The organism is Sporosarcina sp. CAU 1771 (assembly GCF_054482775.1).
Genome location: NZ_JBTLRN010000003.1, coordinates 59581 through 80732 on the forward strand (window position 1 = coordinate 59581; position 21152 = coordinate 80732).

Sequence of the window (21152 nt, forward strand, 5' to 3'; positions counted from 1 at the left end):
AGAAGGAGTGACGTTGGATGAAAATTGCTGTGGTCGGTGCAGGAATAATGGGAAATGGAATTGCCCAAGTAGCTGCAGAAGCGGGCTACCAAGTATGTTTGTTTGATAAAAGTGTAGACGGACTCGAGCGGGGCGTTAAACGAATCGAAAAGACGCTAGCGCGAAATGTGGAAAAAGGGAAAAATGACGAAGCAGCTTCAAATGAAATTAGGAAACGCATACGCACGTCGAGTCTGATAACAGATTTGCAAGATGCAGACGTTGTGATTGAAGCAATCATAGAACAGATAGAACCCAAAAAAGAACTATTCGCTGAGCTAAATAAAATCTGTAAACCGGAGACAATCTTTGTTACAAACACATCAGGGCTCAGTATTACTGAAATGGCAAGCGCTTCGAATAGAGCCGAGCGAGTAGTCGGTATACATTTCTTTAATCCGGTTCCAGTGATGCCGCTAGTTGAAATTATCAGGGGAATGCAAACGAGTGATCGTACATTTGAGATAGCACACCAACTTGCTGAACAGTTTAATAAGGTAGCAATTACAGTAAAGGAATCCCCATTATTTATTGTGAATCGAATTCTTATTCCTATGATCAACGAAGCCATTTTTGTATTAACAGAGGAACTTGCATCAGCCGAAGATATTGATAAAGCGATGTTACTTGGCGCAAGTCATCCAATTGGTCCACTTGCATTAGCGGATTTGGTAGGTTTAGATACATTGCTTCATGTTACTGAAACGTTGTATTACGAGACGAATGATTCGAAGTATCGTCCCGCTCCTTTACTGAAGAAGTATGTACGAGCAGGTCTATTAGGTAGAAAAACAGGAGAAGGTTTTTTCAAATATTGAAGCTATCTTAGGAGGAGTGAGTTTTGACTATGGATACATTTTCATTAGAAAATAAGGTAGCACTTGTGACAGGTGGAAATAGAGGGCTTGGAAGAACGTTTGCCTTAGCGCTTGCCAAGGCAGGGGCAGATGTAATTGTTGTAGGTAGAGATGAGAATCGAAATAATCTAGTAGTAGCTGAAATTGAGCAGCTGGGCAGAAAAGGTATGGGATTAGCTACGGATTTGCAAAAGACTCAAGCTATTACACAAATGGTAGATCACGTAGTCGAAGAGTTTGGGAAAATTGATATTCTTGTAAATAACGCCGGGACGTCTTCCACAAACTTTGCTTTGGATGTAACGGAAGAAGAATGGGATAAAGTCATGGATTTAAATGTTAAGTCGTTATTCTTTTGTTCTCAAGCAGTTGCGAAACAAATGAAGATACAAGAAGGCGGAAAAATTATTAACATTTCCTCGATAGCAGGTGCTGTAGGCGACGTAGGAATCAGCCCTTATACTGCAAGTAAGGCGGCGGTCATTAATCTCACGAGGTCATTAGCTTTAGAGTGGGCTAGGTACGGAATTCAGGTGAACGCAATCGGGCCAGCTTATATTGAAACAGAGATGAATGAAGCAGAATTGGCTGTAGCCAAAGTCCGAGACAAGATCGTAAGTAAAACACCGATGAAACGATTAGCAAGGGCTGAAGAGCTTGAAGGCGCAATTCTTTTATTGGCTAGTGATGCAAGCAGCTATATTACAGGACAAACGATTTTCGTTGACGGTGGATGGTTGGCTCAATAGATAAACGGTTGGCGGTAAACTTTTTTTCATTATAAGAAAATGACCAGATTCGGAACGATTCGAATCTGGTCATTTATGTTTAAAGTGAGAGCAGTTAAATACGAAACGACCAAAATGCTTCTTCCATAAGTTGTTTTTAGACTAAGTGTTATTTTGTCTCAAAGGCGAACTAAAGAGAGTCTCTATTAATATCGTACTCATCAAGTTTCCGGTAAAGTGTCGTTCTAGAAATACCTAAAACCTTGGCCGCTTGGCTAATGTTTCCCCTTTGCTCCAATAAGGTTTGAATAATGTGGGTTCTTTCGTTTTGATTGCTATACTGTTTGATTTCTTTTATATTCCTAAACGATTGAATGTGTTCAGTAGAAGCTGGCTTGGCCGAAATGTTACTTGAAAACTGGACAACGTCCTGTGGCAGATGGCTCCTTGTAATGATAAAAGAATTACCCGATAAATAAAAGGCCCGTTCAATTACGTTATTAAGCTCACGAATGTTTCCTGGCCACGGATAGTGAATTAGCATATAAAGAGCTTCTTGTGAGAGTTCTTTATAAGGCAATCCAGTTTCTAAAGACAATTCTTTTATAAAATGGATTGCCAATTCCGGAACATCTTTACTTCGCTCATGCAATGGAATGAGTTCAATCGTAAACACGTTTAGCCTAAAATAGAGGTCGCTTCTAAAGGAACCATTATAAGCAATCTCTTGATTTAAGTTTTTATTGGTTGCTGCAATAATACGTACATCCACAGGGATGGGTTTATGACCCCCGACACGAATGACTTCTTTTTCTTGAAGGACCCGGAGAAGGGTTGCTTGCAACTCAATTGGCATATCTCCAATTTCATCCAAAAACAATGTACCCCCATTAGCAAACTCGAATTTCCCTGGCCTTCCTCCTTTTTTTGCACCCGTAAAAGCACCTTCTTCATAGCCGAACAGCTCAGCATTGATTAAATCTTTCGAAATGGCGGCACAGTTTAAAGCAACAAAAGGTTCACTCATTCGAGTGCTTTCATTATGGATAGCTCTAGCAAACAGTTCTTTCCCTGTTCCACTTTCACCTAAAATTAAAACGTTTGCATTCATTTCTGAAGCAGACTTAGCGAGCGTAACTGTTCGAAGGAATTTTGCATCAGATCCGATAATGTCCTTCGTTAATAGTTGGCTTTTATTCTCATGTTTAAAGCTAAAAGGACTTTTTTCACTTTGTAATTTTAAGTAAATATATTGATTGGGCCAAGATTGAACAACCAACACCTCATAGAGGTCACCGGAGTCCTCTTTACGAAGCATATACTGAGATTCGTCACGTGAGGATAATGAGATTTCCCGCAAAATGCTGTCGATAAAGTCACTCTTATATTCCATTAATTCAAGAGCGGATTGATTTTTGAAAACTATGTTTCCGTCATTCATCACAAAAAGATGCTCTTTAATATTTCCTGATATATCTTGTAGGAATTTCAAGTATGAACTATCTTTCTCTCTTTTTTCTGCAATAGTAAGGCAGTATTTAATTATGGATGAAATCGAATTAATAATTATATTTGCTGTTTCGGAATTGGTTTTCGTAAAAAATAAGCCCAATGTTCCGTGCTGAATTCTCCTATCATTTTTAATAGGAATTCCCACAGATATCCAGTCTTTCAACTCTGAATCACTAGAACCCGTAGTAGTTATGTGATGGTAAGGTTGTCCTGTTGTTGTCACCCTAATTTCGGAAGTATTTCCAGATGTATTCAACTTTGTTTCCCCTTGAATAAACTGATCTACGAATGCTGGCGTAGTTACTGATTCATTATTAAATACTTTTAACAGAATACCTTCGTTATCGAAAAAGGCAAATGTATAAGGAAACAAATGAGTCGCATGCTTAAATTCACTCATTAGATTCTCATACTTTGATAATTTTCGATCGAGTATTTCCGGCAATAAAGGATTGGGAACTTCAATTTCCGCTGTAAAAACCTTTTCGGAGAAAGGAATAGGCGGAATGATCGTTTCTGATTCCCAGATAATCGTGTATTGTCCAGTGTGATTCATTTTTCCGATTCTCGAGTTTAGCCATAAGTGCTGATTTTTTTTGTCCACAACAATTTTTCCTTGGGGGGCGTTAAATGAGAGCCCAGATAAAGAATGTTTCAGTGAATCGGTTTCTATATGATTCACTTTTTTTATTGCTTCAGCAAATAAAAATACGCTGTAATATGCGCTTTCCATAGGGGAGCTAACTTTTTCGGGACCATAAGTTCGACGGTATTCAGTGATAAATGCCTCATTGGCTTCGGATTGAATGGAGCTGAAATAAGGATAGCACGAATAATGTTCTACGGAAGAAGGTTGATGGTCGTAGGTAGTTACTGTGCTAGCAATTGGTTGACTCAGTCCATATTGATCATGTTGTTGATAAAATGCAATCGAACTATCACCAATGAGTGTGGAAAAGATCACATCTGGCTTTAATTGTTGAATTTCATTAAAGTGATTGAAAAACTTCTGCAATCCAAGTTCCACTGTCTTTTCACCGATAATCATTCCGCCTTTGGATTCAATAATATGCCTAATATTTTGATACCTAGGGGATAAGTCAGAGCCAATTAGATAAAAAGACTGACCTAAATTCTCAATAATCCACGGGATAAAATGATGCAGTTGCTGGTTCGGCACAGAACCGCAATAAATAATGTTCGGATGCTGTTCTTCCCCTTCATAACTGGCTGGATAAAATAAAGTTTTATTATATTTTTCTAATACAGGAATTACCATTTTACGACAAGCAGAAGTATAGGTACCAAAGAGTGCAAATACTTTGTCTGTAGTGATCAACTTGTCTGCCTTTATTGCAGCTAAATATGGATCTGAGGCAATGTCTTCAACAACGGGCTGCAACAGTTTTCCATTTACTCCACCCTGATCATTAATTTGCCTTATGGCCAGGAGAGTTGCTTGATACATTCCCCGTTCAACTTTACCTGTTGTTCCAGTGAGAGAATAGAGGATACCAATCTTAATAACCGGCATTGTTGTATCCGTCATTCGTAAACCTCCTTAAAAATGAAAAGTGTAACACTTTTGTTCAACTATGTTCAGTATGTGTACAACAGCGTTACAGTTTATTAAATAGCATAACACAACTTCTGTTTGTTCTGGTCACAATTATTTGAATTAAAAAAGTATTGTTAATTATTAATTGTTTCAGTAGATGTGATACTAACGGACAAAAACAAGGGAAAATAGAAGGTTATTCGTAATAAAAACTGAAAATTTTATTTTTTGGCATGCAACTTGCAATATTAATTAGTAGGACATAAAAACTTTTAAGACATGTTCTCATATCCATGTAAGTAAAACTAGCGAATGGAGGTCTCTGAAAATAAATGGTTGAATACAAAAGGACTGAGCCGTCCTCTACCCATGTATCACGGCGTACTCCAATTTGGGCTGCGATACATACACCCTTTCTTGCTTCAGGTTCAATTGATAGTGAAGGAATTCGCCATAATATACGTTCTTATATTGCTACTGGGTTAGATGGCGTGTTCTGTAACGGATTAATGGGTGAGGTCTGGGCGTTGGATTTGAATGAGAGAAAAGTAGTTTTAGAAACGATTATAGACGAAGCAAAAGATCGTCTTGGCGTATCTGTTGTCGTGACTGCAAGTTCGATAGATGAAACGATTGAGTTAGGCAAACATGCAAAAAAAATAGGGGCTACCCATGCGGTACTAACGATACCTCCAATGGGGCCACGATCCAATGAACAGCTATTTAGCTACTTTGAGTATATTCATGACCAACTGGATATGCCACTTGTCATTTTTAACGCAGCGACAATATCAGGAAGCCTTATAAATCCTGAAATGTTTGCGAAGCTATGTGAGTTGCCAAATTTAAAAATACTAAAAACAACCGCTTCTGAGGAAGAAAACTTAGGTTTACGATCAGCTAAGAGGAATGGTGTCTTAGTAAGTGATCCACTTGAAGAACACTTTTTATTGAATATGAAAGCGCATGCACAGTCAATCCTATTTGCTGATCCGGAACCGTATTTGTATCAGGATGCATCTCACCGTCCAATCGATGCGTATGTATCGCTAATGGAGAATGGGCAAGTTGAACGTGCTCAGCAAAAATTCGAGTTGCTGAGCGTACAACGTGAAGTTTATAACAAATGGATTATGGATCCGTTAAAGCGAAACCATATGCCAAACGCGGCGCTCAAATATTGGTCTGAGATGAAGGGTCTTGCAGGTGGAGTTGTGAGAGCACCTCTTGTTCCGCTAAGTGAAGAAGAACAAAAAGAGCTTCATGCAGACTTGGTCCGATGCGGGTTGGTTGAATCAAAAGAGTTAACTTGTGAAACCAATTAATTTTGAAGCTGATGATTTAGGTAGATAACTTGTCTAATTTATAGAGGAAACAAAAATACAATCATTTTATAGGGGAGAGAATGAATTGGTGAAAAACTGGTTTAATCAAATTGAGGAAATGTACGGTCAAATGGTTGAGTGGCGGAGACATATGCATCAACATCCAGAGCTATCGTTTGAGGAAGTAGAGACACCTAAAATGATTGCTTCAATCCTCGAGGGCTTTGGAATTGAAGTGCGTAGAAACGTTGGAGGAAGAGGAGTAGTTGGTACGATTTATGGAGCGAATCCTGGGAAAACAATTGCCTTGCGTGCCGACTTTGACGCGCTACCAATTCAAGATGAAAAAGACGTACCCTATAAATCTAAAGTAGATGGTGTCATGCATGCATGTGGGCATGATGGTCACACGGCAACGTTATTGGCTGTAGCAAAAGTACTTCAAGAAAACCGAGCTCAACTTTCTGGAAATGTTGTTTTGATTCACCAACATGCGGAAGAATTACTCCCGGGCGGTGCTATAGCAATGGTGAAGGATGGTTGTCTTGAAGGTGTTGATGTCGTATTTGGTACGCATCTTTCATCCGATAAACCGACGGGCGTTTATATGTATAGAGAAGGTTACGTCATGGCAGCCGATACTGATTTTAAAATTAAAGTTCAAGGTCAAGGTGGACATGGTTCTGCTCCGCATAAAACGGTCGATGCAATTGCCATTGGTAGCCAAATTGTCACTCAGTTACAACATATTGTGAGCCGTCATATTAACCCATTAACTCCTGCAGTTGTATCCGTTGGTTCTTTCCATGCTGGAATGGCATCGAATGTCATTGCTGATTCAGCTGAACTTATTGGTACAATTCGAACGTATAAAGACGAAACTCTCGATGAGATTGAAGGGGAAATAACAACTATAGTAAACGGAATTTGCAGTGCATTCCATGCTACTAGCGAAATCGAATATGTAAGAGGTTACCCGGCGGTTTACAATCACATTGAAGAAACGAAACAGTTTGTCGAAACAATTAAGGAACATATAGGAGAAGAAACACTTATTGAGATTGACCCGATGATGGGTGGAGAAGATTTTGCGTACTATGTGAAAGAAAAGCCAGGAATGTTTTTCATGACAGGTGCAAGGAATGAAGAACTTGGAGCAAGCTACCCGCACCATCATCCTAAATTCGATTTCGACGAACAGGCGATGGTGAACGCTGGAAAAGGGTTAATCAGTCTTGTCCATCATTACCTAGTTTCAGGAGCTTCTGTAGGAGAGTTAAACACTAAGGCTACGAGGTAGTTATAAAGTGAAGACAAAGAAGTTTCCTCTTATCGCATAGGTCTTATAGTGGTAAATCCAATGATTTACCACTATCTCCACACTCAAGGAGTTTTTAAGTTTTATTGAAAGGAGTGAAGGAAATGGAAAGTTTTTTAGAGGTTGACAAGTTACAAACAGCATTTAAAACTGATAAGGGTGAAGTGATCTCCGTAGAAGAAGTCACTTTTTCATTAGAGCCAGGGGAAACAATAGGTATTGTTGGTGAATCAGGTTGCGGAAAAAGTGTCACTTCTCTATCCATTATGAGACTACTAGGAAAGCAAGGATACATTAAAAAAGGGTCAGTTAAGTTGAACGGAGTTGACTTAACAGAACTATCAGAGGAGAAGATGAGGAGAATTCGGGGGAATGAAATTTCTATGATTTTTCAAGAACCAATGACCTCCCTAAACCCTGTTTTTACAATAGGAAACCAAATGACTGAATTGACGCGGTTGCATATGAATATGAATAAAAAAGAAGCGAAGAGTTATGCAATAGAGATGCTAAAGAAAGTAGGCATACCAAGAGCAGAGGCCATCGTCAATGAATACCCTCATACGCTTTCAGGTGGTATGAGACAGAGGGTCATGATTGCCATGGCACTTTCCTGTCAGCCGAAGTTACTTATCGCAGACGAACCAACGACAGCTTTAGATGTAACGATTCAAGCACAAATATTGAAGCTGATGAAAAATCTTCAAGAAGTTTCAGGAACAGCAATTATGCTTATCACACATGATTTAGGAGTCATTGCAGAATTAGCTGACAAAGTTCTAGTGATGTACGCAGGGGAAGTAGTCGAAGCAACAGATGTTTTCACATTATTCGACAATCCCAAGCATCCTTATACACAAGGGTTAATTGCTTCGATTCCTCATCTTGAATACGAGAGTTCCAATCGCTTGTATTCAATACCAGGAACGGTACCAACATTACATGATATGCCGAAAGGTTGTCGCTTCCATACACGTTGCCCATTTGCAACTGTAAGATGTACGCAGGAAAAACCGCGTCTTCTTCCAGTCGAAGGACAAGACCATCACAAAGTTAGATGTTTATTGAATGAAGGAATGGAAGTAGAAGAGGTAGTAGAAATGGCAGTAGAAAAGGGGGTATCTGTGTGACTACCAAATCAAAAGAAGATGTATCCCTTTTCCAAGAAAAAGAGGAGCCACTACTCAGAGTTCAAAACCTTAAAAAATATTACCCTATTAAAAAAGGAATTATCTCTAGAACCGTTGGCCATGTAAAAGCCGTTGATGGATTGAGCTTGGATATTTACAAAGGTGAAACGGTTGGTCTTGTAGGAGAGTCAGGTTGTGGTAAATCAACGACTGGACGAGCCATTATCCATTTGGAAACACCGACTGAAGGGAATGTAATTTTCCAGGGGAATGATTTATCTACATTATCGAAGCAGGAATTACGAAAAACGCGGACCGACTTACAAATAATCTTTCAAGATCCGTATTCCTCATTAAATCCAAGAAAGAGAATTGGAGATTTACTGGCAGAACCACTCATCTATCACAAATTGGCAACAGGCGATGAGGTTAATAAGAAAGTAGAGGAAATGTTAGAAATCGTAGGGTTAACGAAGTTTCATAGAAACCGCTATCCACATGAATTTTCCGGCGGCCAACGACAAAGGGTAGGGATTGCCCGAGCACTTATGCTAAACCCGAAACTAATTGTATGTGATGAACCAGTTTCAGCTTTAGATGCATCGATTCAGGCACAAGTATTGAATCTATTAAAAGATTTACAAAAAGAATTTAATTTAACTTATTTATTTATTGCCCACGGACTAGGAGCAGTAAAGTACATAAGTGACCGAATCGCTGTTATGTATTTAGGGAAAATCGTTGAGTTAGCTAAAACGGAAGATATATTTAAAAGCCCCAAACACCCTTATACTCAGGTTCTTTTGAATGCATATCCAATCCCAAATCCACATACACGAAATCGGGAGCGACTTGTAATCGAAGGGGATGTGCCAAGTCCAGCAAATCCTCCATCAGGGTGCAGCTTCCATACAAGATGTCCTTTTGCACAAAGTATTTGTAGTGAGCAAACACCGGAATTGGTAGGCGGAGATCATTTAGTAGCCTGTCATTTTCCGCTTACACAATGATATCCATAAGGGAGGGAACCCATTGTTTCAATATATCATTAGACGAATCTTAATTGCGATTCCTGTTTTAATCGGTGTAACCATATTCAACTTTCTTATCATAAACATGGCGCCCGGGAACCCGGTAGATATGCATGTGAACCCATATGCAACTGAGGCTGATATTGAAATTAAGAAAAAGGCGCTAGGATTAGATGAACCGATTCATATTCAATACTATTATTGGATGAAAAATGTCGTGAAAGGGGATTTCGGGTACTCCTATTCAACGTACGAACCTGTAGTAGATAGGATATCAGAGCGAATAGGTCCGACGATATTACTCATCGGAACCGCCCTTGTAATTGCTTATCTGATTGCCATTCCGATAGGGATTCTTAGTGCAACAAAACAGTACTCGTGGATTGACTATCTGACAACCACCTTTTCGTTTTTAGGCGTTTCGATACCAAGTTTTTTCTTAGGACTAGGCGTACTTTATGTTTTCGCCATCGTATTTCCAATTTTACCAACAGGTGGAATGAATACGTTGGGAGGAGATAACGGGATTGTAGATACATTTAGGCATTTAATCCTCCCGGCGACGGTACTTGGTACAGCTATTGCTGCCAGTACAGTTCGATATGTCCGCTCAAGCATGCTTGAAGTAATGGGTCAAGATTATTTACGGACAGCACGTGCAAAAGGGTTAAAGGAATATGTCGTAACAAATAAACATGCCTTACGTAATGCTCTAATCCCGATAATCACAATTATTGGAATGGAAATCCCTTTGTTAATAGGTGGTGCAGTAATTACAGAGCAAGTTTTTCAGTGGCCTGGACTCGGACAATTGATGATTCAATCCATTGGGTCACGTGATTATCCAACTCTAATGGCATTAACTTTTATTGCTGCTCTAGCAGTTTTAGTTTCAAATCTATTAACAGACATATTCTATTCTGTAGCGGATCCTCGTATTAAATATGAATAGAGAGTAGGGGGAAAAATGAATCTACCCAAATTATATGCAAATGATAAGAATCAGATTAATGGACAAGATGCTACTGTTGTCCTTGAAAATCTTGGAGAAGAAGAAAGTTATTTAAAATTAATAAAAAGACGTTTTTTAAAGCATAAACTTGCTGTCGCAGGTCTGGTCCTATTTACGATAATCGCGTTGATGGCTATCTTTGCACCGTGGATTGCCCCAATGGACCCTTATAGTATGAACGGAGAATTTGAAGCCAAACCCTCTAGTGCACACCTACTTGGTACGGATCAGGTAGGACGAGATATCCTAAGCCGCTTGATCTATGCATCTAGAGTTTCTTTATTAGTAGGTTTGGGTGCTGTATCGATTTATGTTTTTATTGGAACGATTCTTGGTGCAGTCGCCGGGTACTTTGGTAAATGGGTTGATATGGTCATTATGCGCATTACTGACGTATTTATGTCTTTCCCATTCTTGATGGTTATTCTTGTTTTAGTAAGTATCTTAGGACCAAGTTTATTTAACATAATTTTGGTGCTAGGTTTACTTGGTTGGCCAGCGGTTGCCAGGTTAGTAAGAGGAAGTGTCCTTTCCGTAAAGGAAATGGATTATGTGAAAGCTGGAGTAGCACTGGGTTATTCAACCCCAAAGATTTTGTTTAACCATATTTTGCCGAACTGTCTAGCACCTATTCTAGTTAACGCAACGTTTGGGATTGCCTACGCAATTATTATGGAAGCGTCCTTGAGTTTTCTTGGAATGGGCGTCCAACCGCCTACGGCAAGTTGGGGAAATATGTTGATCGATGCTCAGTCACTGACAGTTTTAGCATCACAACCTTGGTTATGGATCCCGCCAGGTTTGATGATCTTGCTTTCTGTTTTATCTATTAACTTTATAGGTGATGGATTGCGGGATGCAATGGATCCAAAAAGCTTGCGTTAAGAATACAAAAAAGATATTGGAGGGAACAAGATGAAGTCATTTAAATATTTTATGGGCGTTATCGTAATTATGTCATTAATGGTACTAGCTGCATGTAGTAGTGATACGCCAGAGAAAACGGAAGAGGCAGAAGGAAATAACAGTAGTGGTTCAGAAGAAAAATCGGGCGATAACTCATTATTCATCGGAGTGACAAATGCACCTGTTTTACTTAACCCGATAAATACATCTGACACAACATCATCGTGGCTCGTCAATTTCATGTTCGGATCGTTATTAGACATGGATGGCCCTTTGAATTTTGTACCTAGATTAGCAGAATCATTTGAGACAACAGATAATCAAACCTATACAATCAAGATTCATGAGAATGCCAATTGGACGGACGGCGTACCTGTAACTGCAGATGATGTTGCATATACGTTAAATATGATTGCCAACCCGGTAGTTGAAACAACTTTTGGTGGTTACATTGCATCGTTAGACGGTTTGCAGGAAAACGGTAAATTACCAGAAGGTGAAACAGAAATTTCATCCATAAAAGTAATCGATGAAAAAACACTTGAAATAAAAACAAAACAACCATACGATCCAGCTATGGTTAAAGAGCAGATCGGCATTAAAATCATTATTGCTCCAAAGCATATTTTAGGTGATGTAGATCCAGCAAAACTATCACAACACCCATTTATGCAAAATCCTAATGTAACGAATGGCCCGTTCAAATTTGTACAGTACAAGACGGATCAATATGTTGAATTTGAAGCAAATCCAGATTATTACTTTGGAAAGCCAGAACTTGAAAAAATCTTTGTAAAAGTTATGCCAGGTCCAAATATTGTCGCGCAGCTTCAAACTGGAGAAGTTCATATGAATACACCTCTTATTGGTGCGGTGGCAGTACAGGATTATGAAACAGTTGAAGCTTTCCCTGATGTAAGAGTAAAGAACGAAGCATCAGCAGCTTTCCAAACGATGTTTTTAAACAATGAAACAATCACAGATACAAAGCTTCGCCAGGCAATTGCCTATGCTGTAGACCGTCAATTAATTGTTGATAAGCTATTGAAGGGATATGGAGAAGTAATTGATGGACCTTTTACATCTATCAGCCCATATTTAAATGAAGACTTAGAGCAATTTACACATGACGTTGAAAAGGCAAAGCAGTTAATCGCGGAGTCTGGTTGGGATACGAGTAAAACACTTCGTTTAGTTGTTCCAATTGGAAATAAAGTAAGAGAACAATCAGCATCGATCATTGAACAAAACCTGCAAGAGGTAGGATTAAAAGTAGAAATCGCGACTTTTGATTTCCCGACAGTCAATCAAAAAGCAATGTCTGGAGATTTTGATTTGTTACTATACGGTATGAAGTTCACGCTAGATCCAGATATTACAACACTTTATGGGTCTACAGGTGCTTATAACTATATGAATTATAACAATCCGAAATCTGATGAATTACTTGAACAAGGAAAAAATGAGACGGATCCAGAAAAACGAAAAGTAATTTATGATGAGCTTCAAGTATTATGGAACGAAGACATGCCGAATCTTGTTTTATACTCTGACCATGAATTCTCTGCAATCTCTGAAGATGTTAAATTCGGGGAGCCAAGAGCTGTCGGGTATCACTATGACCTACACAAATGGTCTGTTGGTGGAGGAAACTAACACCAATTAAGTATTCATGCTAATGTAGTTATAATTAAAAGGGCAATTTTCTATCCAAGGAAAATTGCCCTTTTTCTCTAGGTTTTTAGCAGGTCTCTGGTAGATATGCAATTTCAACGGAAGGAAGGATACTATGCGAATTAATTTAGAACGAATGAAACATAAATTTGAGGAAATGTCAGCTGTTGGTGCGACTCAAGATGGTGGGGTAACGAGGTTAGCACTTTCTTCGAGTGATAAAGAAGCAAGAGATTTATTGAAAGAGTGGTTAAGCGAAGCAGGTCTTTCTGTTCGAGTGGATGATCTAGGAAACGTATATGGAAGACAAGAAGGAACGGATTCTACTGCAAAGCCAATTGTCATTGGATCCCATCTCGATTCAGTTATTAATAGCGGGAAGTTTGATGGCACGATAGGTCTTATCGGTGCGTTAGAAGTTATCGAAACCTTAAGGGAACATTCGATTGAGACAAAAAGGTCAATTGAGATTGTGAATATTACGAATGAAGAAGGATTTCGATTTGCACCGATGAAGGGCGGAAGTGGGGTATTGTCGGGAGATTATTCGATTGAAGCCGTTCATGCAGCTCAAGATGAAAACGGGAAAACCTTTCGAGAAGAATTGGAAAAGATTGGGTACTTAGGCGAAAAGAAGAATCGTCTAGTTGACGCAGAAGCCTTTATCGAGCTCCATATTGAGCAAGGCCCCATCCTTGAACAAGAAAACCTACCTCTCGCAGTCGTAGAAAAAATTGTAGGGATTGAACGTTTTGAAGTAACGATTACGGGTGAAGAAAACAATGCCGGCTCTACACCGATGTCGAAAAGGAAAGATGCGCTCTCCACAGCAGCAAGAATGATTGTGGAAGTCGAGCAAGCTGCCAAGGCAATTGGTAAAAATGGCATTACAACCGTTGGAGATGTAAACGTTGAACCAGGAATTGTTAATATGATCCCTGGAAAAGTGACATTTCTGATTGATGCGCGTGATGAAAACCTAGACCGAGCGAAATTAGAGGATCAGTTGTTCAAAGGACTCTATGAAATAGCTAAAGTTGATGGGGTTCAAATGGAAGTAAAAGAATTATTATCTATAAAACCGACTACGTTTTCACCGAAATTAAGTGAGGATATTGTTCAAACGGCAGATTCCCTAGGGTATCCAATCAAACGAATGATTGGTGGATTGGGACATGTTGCAATGTATATGAATAATCTATGTCCTGCGGCAATGATCTTTGTTCCAAGTATTGATGGAAAAAGTCATGTCCCAGATGAAGAGACCAATTGGGATGATATTGAAAAAGGTGCAGACGTCTTATTAAACTTGGTCCATAAATTAGCTGAGGAAGAAGCGCTCTCTCTTTTGCAAGAAAAGTAAGAAAGTATGCCAGTAAGTTACTGTGTAAAAAATAACTCTAAAGGGGTCTAATCGATGAAAAATTCTACTGCTAGTCTTCAAGTTAATTTATCGAGGTTGAAAGAAACATTTGAAGTGAGCTCTAAAATAGGGGCTGTAGATAACGGAGGACTTACACGGCTGGCTTTAACTGAAGAGGATAAGGAAATGAGAAACATTTTTATCAAGTGGCTCGAAGATGAGGGGTTGCAAGTTCGAGTTGACGACCTTGGGAATATCTATGGACGAAGAGAAGGAAGCAATAAGGAATTAGGTTCTATAATGATCGGGTCGCATCTCGACTCTGTTCCAAAAGGCGGACGTTTCGATGGTGTTTTAGGTGTCTTATCTGCTCTAGAAGTTATCCGCACGTTAAACGATCAGCAAATCGAAACAGAAAGACCAATCGAAATAGTGAACTTTACCAATGAAGAAGGTGAGCGTTTTTCACAAGGACCTGGTGTTGTTCCGATGCAAGGATCTGGGGTAATTACGGGAAACTTTGAGAAGGAATACGTTTATCGATTTAAAGATAAAGATGGAACTACTTTCGAACAAAGCCTAGAAGAAATTGGGTTTATGGGTAAGGAAGAACACCGTCCGTCGAATGTCGAATACTTTATAGAACTTCATATCGAACAAGGCCCATTCCTTGAAGAGAACCAAAAAGAAATCGGAATTGTTCAAGGGATTAAAGGTTCAAAAAGACATAAAGTCATTGTGAAAGGTAAATCGAGTCATGGAGCGTATCCAAATAATCACCGAAAAGATGCGCTTCTTGCTGCATCTGAAATGGCACTCGCAATTGATGGTGTGGCGGCGCAATTCGAAGACTTGGTCACGGCGGTCGATGTATTTCAGGTGAGTCCTTCTGTGGAAAGCATTACAGCTGAGACGGTTGAATTTATGTTCCAAGTTCGACATATAAACGAAGAAGTTAAAACGCAAGCAGTTCAACTGATCAAAGAGCAATTTGAACGAATACTGGAAAAGCGAGATGTGAGTATGGAGTTTACTCAAACGTCGTATATAAGTGGTGCTTATTTTTCTGAGGAGATATTAAAGAAAATCGAAGAAGCTGCTACTTCGTTTGGTTATTCCTATCAATCAATAACAAGTCCCGCTCTTCATGATGCAAGATTCATGCATGATATAACGAAAACAGCGATGATTTTTGCGCCGAGTAAAGCGGGACTAAGTCACTGTCCAGGAGAGTTCACATCCTATGAAGATATAGAAAAGGCAACGAATGTTTTATTGCATACAGTTCTATCACTGGCAAAGTAAACAAACGACCGAGCGCATGGGAACTTCAGTTGAAGAAGCCAAGCGCTCGATTTTTTATAATTAGGGGCTTCGTTAAATAATAATGTTGATATGCGCTTCAAGTTCTAAATGGGGAACGCTTATTTTCACGTCACGCACATATTCAACGATCAACCTAACTTAACGATTAAATACCAAACGCATCGAAAGCTTCTTGAATCTCCTTGTGCGTTTTCCCTTTCTGTAAACATTCTGATCGTATTTCTTCACGAATTTTAGCAGACCGAAAATCATCTTCATAGGACTTCTCAAATTCTTCACCATCGTAGTAAAAATAAATTTTCATATCAATCTCTCCTCCTTTCATTTAGTGGAACAATAATCGCAAGCGTAAATTTGGTGATCTTCGCTTATCGCGGCACCATCAATGGGTTCTAGGCAACTACAAAGTGGGCACGTAAATAGCTTTGTGAGTTCGATACAGACATCCAAGTGAAAGTTGGCGCTCACAGGTGATTCATCAAAAAAGTCGACACAAATCTCGTACATATCTTGCAACGCCTCTTGACCTAGTGAGTCTTTGTAAAATTCACTTTGTGGAAACACCAAAATACTTTCCGTTGTATGAAGCGCATCGAAAGGGTGTTCATGTAAGTGCAAAGGTTGCAGGTCATTCTCCTTCATGTAAGCTTCTAACTTCATCTGCAAAGCAACAGCCACTTCTTTAGAAGAATCTTGTATAATCCCTTTCCAGTAAATCATAAGTCCCGTGTCAAACTGGTAATGATCCCAGTTCAACAAATAGTTCGCCGTTTTATCGTAAAGGTCAGTAAACCACTGATGCAAATGCCTCAACCTCTTCTTATAATAAAACCCTTCACTATCCCCTAAAACATACTCAGCACACTGTCCTTCGCAATAATCAATCTCGCTCAGCAACTCGTCACGTTGGCTCCAATTCTCAACATCAGCGAGTCGCTCCACATATTCGTTATACATCGCCAGTAAATCCGAATACGCAAGCGCGTGAGGTTCATCTAACATTCCTTCAGGCAAACAAGCTTCCCCACAAAAAATCTCCAACCCACCGTGCCACCTAAACGGCACCTCAAAGATCTGACGCCTACACGTATGACATGTTTTCATTAGTACTCCCTCCTCACGGGTACTATACATACGGCTAAATTATTTTTCTACGGGGTGTTGCGAAGACTTGGAAGACGACAGAATTCTACATAATCTATATTGGACAAGTTTGGAAGATAGTTGTAAGTGAGTATCAGATGTAGGAGAATGAATATATATATAATGTTTGAAATTATTTGAAATCAAATCAAGTGAGGGATGTAGGAAGGTATTAAAGGGGGAGTTATTTATCAATAATCTAATTGAGGATGTAGTCTTAATAAAGATCAATAGAACATATAAAGAAGACATGTCACCTGAAGAACTCTATCAAGCGACAAGTTTTAGTTGGGTAGCTAGCTTCGGGAAAACAGAAACGAGAGATTTAAAGTATTATTGTGCGGTTTTTCGGAATGAGATTATCGAGGTTTTTGATTTCTTAGGGTATGAAGAAGAGATACCCAAAAGAAACCCATCGCGTTATATTTTACAAGGTCGTGTAACAACTAACGAATTGAGAGATAAATTAATTGGTTTGGATGTGGGGGATATACATAAAGGGTCTGGGAACCCTATCAAATATACGAAGATAGAAACACTTTTGCGCTTAAAAGAGCAAGGCAAGGTTTCTACAGTAAATGAAGTAACATTATCAAAACTGGAACCTTTACAAAATATCGATTTAGTTTCAAATATCTACTCTTACATCACTTCCATGGGTTTTAACTATTCCTTACCAAATATCAAAAACCTATATCTTTCCATACGAAGCAAACCTTTTGTCATTATCTCTGGTATCTCAGGGACTGGAAAAACAAAAATTGCGCAGTTGTTCGCAGAAAGTATAGGTGCAACAGAGGAGAATGGACAATTTAAATTAATTCCAGTTAGGCCAGACTGGAGTGATGGCTCAGAGTTATTGGGATATGTGGATTTAAAGAATGAATTTCAGAAAGGTCCTTTGACGGAGATGGTTGAGCATGCGATGGATCATCCTGATTTACCGCATATTGTTCTCCTTGATGAAATGAACCTGGCACGAGTGGAATATTATTTTAGTGATGTTTTAAGCGTTATGGAGAGTCGTAAAAGAGTTGGAGATCAAATTACTACATCATATTTATTAGATGAAAAGTATGTTGGCCGGCCTTTACATTTACCAGAAAACCTTTATATTATTGGCACGGTCAATATGGATGAGACTACACATGCGTTTAGTAAAAAAGTATTGGACCGAGCAAATACAATTGAATTCAATGAAATTTATTTGGAGAACTTCGACTTCCTTGCCGATCAGGAGCAGGTAGATATACAACGGATTTCAAATAAGCAATTGGCCGCAGATTATATCTCATTGAAGGATATATATAGTACGGATCGACCGTTTATAGAGGATATCTCAAGGAAGTTATCGCAAATTAATAACTTGCTTGAACCGTTGAACGCACATATTGGATACCGTGTGCGTGACGAGATTTGTTTCTACATGGTACATAATGTGAACATGGAATTATTGGAAGAGGATGAGGCATTTGATTTTTGTCTAATGCAAAAGATCTTGCCGCGCATTACGGGTAGTGATGGGCGAATAGATAAATTACTGAATGAATTGTTTGAATGGTTATCTGATTTACCTTATGATGCCGAAAATGTTGTGGAATCTGTTAGATATCCCCGTAGCACGAAAAAAGTAGCGGAGATGTTGAGGAGGTATCACCTTGATGGTTTCACGTCTTTCTGGATCTCCTAAGGACAAGGAATTGGTAGTCATTGAGACGCCTGAATTGACGTGCATAATTAAAGGAGCCGCAGCGCATCCACAATATAACAAACTTCGTGAGCATATGTCTTTCAAAGTCGAGGATTCGATGCAATTTCAGTGCCGTGCGAAGAATTTAGATGAAGTTCAAATATATAATGCCATAACAGAAGAACTTATTCCTTATACAAATCAACAACTTTTACCTATCTTCTTTGAAAATGGACGATATGAAATCATTATCCTACCTAAAACAGATGAGCAGTTATCATTTTATCATGAATTCCCGGAATTTAGGAATGCGGTAAATAAAATTTCTAGAAGAGATATATTAACAGGAACATTGCATTTTCGAAACGAAGTGGGATTAACATCTTTTGAGATTCGTGGGAATCATCAGCGAATACTATTATCGGTAGTTTTAGAGGTGTTTCCAACAAAGTTAGATTATAAAAAGGATTACAAAGCATTGTTGGATGAAGTGAATGAGGAGATCTATAATCTTGCGTATCATTTTATTAAACGTACCTATTTACAGGGCAGTGCCAAAATTTATAAAGAGCCTTCATTAACAGAGTTCTATCGGCTAATCGAATTGCATTATGGTCAGTATCAACGTGCGATTGAACATATTGAGAAGAGATCACACCACCAATTGAGAAAAAATTATGTGGAAGTGCGTGGGGATAAGTTAAGGCGGCAAGACCCAAGATCTCTGTCTTACCTGCGTAAAAATGCAGGTAAGTTTGTCGAAGTTCCAAATGGTATATCCATTCATGGCAGAAGTGTGATGCCGACCAAAGGCTTATTAGTAAAGAAGGAGCATACCGCAGATACACATGAAAACAGATACGTAAAATGGACAATGAATAGGATTGTTACCCGCTTAAAGGATTTAAAACGGGTTGTAGAGAAAGCTTATTGCAGAGGATATGGCAGGATGGATAATGATCTAGTGGCAAACCTAAATTCGATGATAGAATGGGTAGAAAAAAGAGAGAAAAACTTATTCTGGCGCGGTATTGGGAAGTTAGATCGCTCCGTAGTAAGTCTGGTATTGCAAATGGCTCCAGGTTACCGTAATGTGCTGCAAGTGTATACGACGATTAGTAAAAGTATTGTACTTCAAGGTGAGATCTATAAGATGTCTGTTAAAGATATCGCGACATTATATGAATACTGGACATTCTTAAAGTTAGGTCGATTGTTAGATGAAAAGTGTATACCGATAAGCCAGGATATTGTAAAGGTTAATTCGGATGGGCTTTTTGTTAATCTGAATAAATCACGAACAGCTGAACGTAAGTATGTGCATCCTGTAACGAACGAGGCAATAACGTTGAAGTACCAATTTGACACGACTAGCAACCGTGTACCGACTGTACAACAGAAACCAGATACCATGTTGAGTATTGGAAAAAAGGGAAAAGAGTATCAATATCAGTATATTTTCGATGCGAAATATCGATTAGACTTAGAGACAAACCCTGATATCCCGGGTCCAATGCAAGACGATATAAATACAATGCACCGTTACCGCGATTCGATTGTAGTCAATACGGATGGCAGATATGAACGCACAGCATTTGGTGCTTATGTTTTATTTCCATGGAATGAAGAGCAAAGTTACGAAGGGCATCCACTTTACAGCAGTATTGATAGCGTTAATATTGGTGGGCTTCCTTTTTTACCGAATGCTATGGAATTAGTCGATCGTTTTATTGACAACTTATTGAATAAAAGTCCCGAACAATTACAGCTTGAAGGGATATTGCCGAAAGGATCACTTGAAGAAAAAGGAGACCCATATTCGGTAGATCAAGTGTTGATTATTTCTGTAAATAGTGAAGAAGAATTGCAACAGTTAATATCAGCTAAAAGTTATGATATGTCAGCTGTGGAATTGCTAGAAGGTTGGCAACGCATACAATACATCGCGGTGTATGAGGATGAATCGATGTGCATTCGTTACTATGCAGAAGTAACGAATATTGAAATTGATAAGCTAACTATTCAATTTAAAGTCAACCGGTGGCAAAAGAAACTAATTGAGGGTAAAGGATATCGCATTCATCATCATGCAACTGTTAATAAGAATAACTTTTTGCGAGCGGATTCACTCACAAATACATTTTCAAAAACCCTTGAAGAAAAAATACTTTGGAAAATGGTACAACGAATTTCAAATGACGTTCAAGTGAATTTGGACAACGTATTTGTGGATGAAGCAAGCAGGGTCAAATCATTCGAATTCGACAAATACAAATTGGAAATTCATCATGAGACGCGTCGTTTAAGCTTTATAAGTAAGGATTTCAGTGAGAGTATAGACATGGCAATGATACTAGATAATGAATCATTCATTTTTAAACGTATGGTCGAATTGATATATCCAAACTAGTAGGTGATCTTAAAACTTTTGCAGGTAGAGAAAATGATAATATTAAAGAAAATAAACCTCTTATACTATCAAATGTGAAATATCATAAATAGTGAATAGATGCGTCTTATGGGCCGCTTCGGGAAGTTCT

At 38.8% G+C, this 21152-nt stretch carries 16 protein-coding genes; 13 read left to right on the forward strand and 3 right to left on the reverse strand.

Annotation, left to right across the window (positions count from 1 at the left end):
• Window positions 1-17 precede the first annotated feature (17 nt).
• Window positions 18-857 (forward strand): 3-hydroxyacyl-CoA dehydrogenase NAD-binding domain-containing protein, encoded by an 840-nt coding sequence (locus tag ACXYMX_RS04220; RefSeq protein WP_459042990.1) that lies wholly within the window; start codon window positions 18-20, stop codon window positions 855-857.
• A gap of 29 nt (window positions 858-886) precedes the next feature.
• On the forward strand, window positions 887-1645 hold the full coding sequence (locus ACXYMX_RS04225; RefSeq protein ID WP_459043167.1) for an SDR family NAD(P)-dependent oxidoreductase: 759 nt from the start codon (window positions 887-889) through the stop codon (window positions 1643-1645).
• 169 nt (window positions 1646-1814) lie between these two features.
• On the opposite strand, the gene ACXYMX_RS04230 is transcribed toward ACXYMX_RS04225, so the two are convergent.
• A complete protein-coding gene (locus tag ACXYMX_RS04230; protein ID WP_459042991.1) occupies window positions 1815-4685 on the reverse strand; it encodes a transporter substrate-binding protein in 2871 nt (956 codons plus the stop codon).
• A gap of 341 nt (window positions 4686-5026) precedes the next feature.
• On the opposite strand from ACXYMX_RS04230, the gene ACXYMX_RS04235 reads away from it, so the two are divergent.
• The 9 genes from ACXYMX_RS04235 (at window position 5027) to ACXYMX_RS04275 (ending at window position 15758) form a co-directional block, all read left to right on the forward strand.
• The gene (locus ACXYMX_RS04235) at window positions 5027-6019 is read left to right on the forward strand and encodes a dihydrodipicolinate synthase family protein (RefSeq protein WP_459042992.1); all 993 of its coding nucleotides are present in this window, start codon (window positions 5027-5029) and stop codon (window positions 6017-6019) included.
• Between the two features lie 85 nt (window positions 6020-6104).
• Complete coding sequence (locus tag ACXYMX_RS04240; RefSeq protein ID WP_459042993.1) at window positions 6105-7319, forward strand: M20 metallopeptidase family protein; 1215 nt, start codon at window positions 6105-6107, stop codon at window positions 7317-7319.
• A gap of 122 nt (window positions 7320-7441) precedes the next feature.
• Complete coding sequence (locus ACXYMX_RS04245; RefSeq protein ID WP_459042994.1) at window positions 7442-8467, forward strand: ABC transporter ATP-binding protein; 1026 nt, start codon at window positions 7442-7444, stop codon at window positions 8465-8467.
• Complete coding sequence (locus ACXYMX_RS04250; RefSeq protein ID WP_459042995.1) at window positions 8464-9477, forward strand: ABC transporter ATP-binding protein; 1014 nt, start codon at window positions 8464-8466, stop codon at window positions 9475-9477. Before ACXYMX_RS04245 ends, ACXYMX_RS04250 begins: the two co-directional genes overlap by 4 nt.
• Before the next feature lie 22 nt (window positions 9478-9499).
• The gene (locus ACXYMX_RS04255) at window positions 9500-10450 is read left to right on the forward strand and encodes an ABC transporter permease (protein ID WP_459042996.1); all 951 of its coding nucleotides are present in this window, start codon (window positions 9500-9502) and stop codon (window positions 10448-10450) included.
• A 15-nt stretch (window positions 10451-10465) separates the two neighbouring features.
• The gene (opp4C, locus tag ACXYMX_RS04260; RefSeq protein WP_459042997.1) at window positions 10466-11395 is read left to right on the forward strand and encodes an oligopeptide ABC transporter permease; all 930 of its coding nucleotides are present in this window, start codon (window positions 10466-10468) and stop codon (window positions 11393-11395) included.
• 30 nt (window positions 11396-11425) lie between these two features.
• Window positions 11426-13072 (forward strand): ABC transporter substrate-binding protein, encoded by a 1647-nt coding sequence (locus tag ACXYMX_RS04265; RefSeq protein WP_459042998.1) that lies wholly within the window; start codon window positions 11426-11428, stop codon window positions 13070-13072.
• A gap of 133 nt (window positions 13073-13205) precedes the next feature.
• On the forward strand, window positions 13206-14453 hold the full coding sequence (locus ACXYMX_RS04270) for an allantoate amidohydrolase (RefSeq protein ID WP_459042999.1): 1248 nt from the start codon (window positions 13206-13208) through the stop codon (window positions 14451-14453).
• A gap of 54 nt (window positions 14454-14507) precedes the next feature.
• Entirely contained in the window at window positions 14508-15758 is a 1251-nt protein-coding gene (locus tag ACXYMX_RS04275; protein ID WP_459043000.1) for an allantoate amidohydrolase, read from the forward strand.
• 166 nt (window positions 15759-15924) lie between these two features.
• Here ACXYMX_RS04275 and ACXYMX_RS04280 read toward each other — a convergent pair whose 3' ends face one another.
• Both ACXYMX_RS04280 and ACXYMX_RS04285 read right to left on the reverse strand, forming a co-directional pair.
• The gene (locus tag ACXYMX_RS04280) at window positions 15925-16083 is read right to left on the reverse strand and encodes a hypothetical protein (protein ID WP_459043001.1); all 159 of its coding nucleotides are present in this window, start codon (window positions 16081-16083) and stop codon (window positions 15925-15927) included.
• 17 nt (window positions 16084-16100) lie between these two features.
• Window positions 16101-16883: a hypothetical protein gene (locus tag ACXYMX_RS04285; RefSeq protein WP_459043002.1), complete on the reverse strand. Its 783-nt coding sequence runs from the start codon at window positions 16881-16883 to the stop codon at window positions 16101-16103.
• A gap of 289 nt (window positions 16884-17172) precedes the next feature.
• On the opposite strand from ACXYMX_RS04285, the gene ACXYMX_RS04290 reads away from it, so the two are divergent.
• Both ACXYMX_RS04290 and ACXYMX_RS04295 read left to right on the forward strand, forming a co-directional pair.
• Window positions 17173-18612, forward strand: a complete 1440-nt coding sequence (locus ACXYMX_RS04290; protein ID WP_459043003.1) for an McrB family protein — start codon at window positions 17173-17175, stop codon at window positions 18610-18612.
• Window positions 18584-21022, forward strand: coding sequence for a DUF2357 domain-containing protein (locus ACXYMX_RS04295; protein WP_459043004.1), 2439 nt, complete (start codon window positions 18584-18586; stop codon window positions 21020-21022). Before ACXYMX_RS04290 ends, ACXYMX_RS04295 begins: the two co-directional genes overlap by 29 nt.
• Window positions 21023-21152: the final 130 nt, after the last annotated feature.

What these genes read in the sequence shown, in the direction of transcription:
- ACXYMX_RS04220 (WP_459042990.1), top strand. Translation starts at nt 18, where the DNA reads ATGAAAATTGCTGTGGTCGGTGCAGGAATAATGGGAAATGGAATTGCC.
- ACXYMX_RS04225 (WP_459043167.1), top strand. Translation starts at nt 887, where the DNA reads ATGGATACATTTTCATTAGAAAATAAGGTAGCACTTGTGACAGGTGGA.
- ACXYMX_RS04230 (WP_459042991.1), bottom strand. Translation starts at nt 4,685, where the DNA reads ATGACGGATACAACAATGCCGGTTATTAAGATTGGTATCCTCTATTCT.
- ACXYMX_RS04235 (WP_459042992.1), top strand. Translation starts at nt 5,027, where the DNA reads ATGGTTGAATACAAAAGGACTGAGCCGTCCTCTACCCATGTATCACGG.
- ACXYMX_RS04245 (WP_459042994.1), top strand. Translation starts at nt 7,442, where the DNA reads ATGGAAAGTTTTTTAGAGGTTGACAAGTTACAAACAGCATTTAAAACT.
- opp4C (WP_459042997.1), top strand. Translation starts at nt 10,466, where the DNA reads ATGAATCTACCCAAATTATATGCAAATGATAAGAATCAGATTAATGGA.
- ACXYMX_RS04265 (WP_459042998.1), top strand. Translation starts at nt 11,426, where the DNA reads ATGAAGTCATTTAAATATTTTATGGGCGTTATCGTAATTATGTCATTA.
- ACXYMX_RS04270 (WP_459042999.1), top strand. Translation starts at nt 13,206, where the DNA reads ATGCGAATTAATTTAGAACGAATGAAACATAAATTTGAGGAAATGTCA.
- ACXYMX_RS04275 (WP_459043000.1), top strand. Translation starts at nt 14,508, where the DNA reads ATGAAAAATTCTACTGCTAGTCTTCAAGTTAATTTATCGAGGTTGAAA.
- ACXYMX_RS04280 (WP_459043001.1), bottom strand. Translation starts at nt 16,083, where the DNA reads ATGAAAATTTATTTTTACTACGATGGTGAAGAATTTGAGAAGTCCTAT.
- ACXYMX_RS04285 (WP_459043002.1), bottom strand. Translation starts at nt 16,883, where the DNA reads ATGAAAACATGTCATACGTGTAGGCGTCAGATCTTTGAGGTGCCGTTT.
- ACXYMX_RS04290 (WP_459043003.1), top strand. Translation starts at nt 17,173, where the DNA reads ATGTCACCTGAAGAACTCTATCAAGCGACAAGTTTTAGTTGGGTAGCT.
- ACXYMX_RS04295 (WP_459043004.1), top strand. Translation starts at nt 18,584, where the DNA reads ATGGTTTCACGTCTTTCTGGATCTCCTAAGGACAAGGAATTGGTAGTC.